We start from the raw sequence: 362 nt of genomic DNA on the forward strand, positions 1-362 counted from the left end.
TTAAGCTCCCTAAAGGGTCGTTGGAGACTACAACGTTGATAGGTTGGGTGTGGAAGTGCTGCGAGGCATTGAGCTAACCAATACTAATTACCCGTGAGGCTTAACCATACAACACCCAAGTGGTTTTGTTGTATGAAGTTTGACAAAAGTGTAGGAATACACGCATCACGCATGACAATTGTGTGAATAAGAGAAACAAAACGTATTTATTATCATTGAGACACGTCTTAATGAACAGCTTTCAAGATTGTACCCTTTTTGTCTAGCGACAATAGCGACATGGCCCCACCTGATCCCATTCCGAACTCAGAAGTGAAACGTGTTAGCGCCGATGGTAGTGTGGGAGTTCCCATGTGAGAGTA

2 rRNA genes are annotated in these 362 nt (G+C 43.6%); both read left to right on the forward strand.

Going from position 1 to position 362, the window contains the following annotated elements:
• Positions 1-108, forward strand: a 23S ribosomal RNA gene (locus tag H4J50_RS19175); the annotation flags it as partial.
• Positions 109-261: 153 nt separating this feature from the next.
• A 5S ribosomal RNA gene (rrf, locus tag H4J50_RS19180) occupies positions 262-362 on the forward strand; the annotation flags it as partial.

It is taken from the genome of Colwellia sp. 6M3, from assembly GCF_014077595.1.
Lineage (GTDB): Bacteria > Pseudomonadota > Gammaproteobacteria > Enterobacterales > Alteromonadaceae > Cognaticolwellia.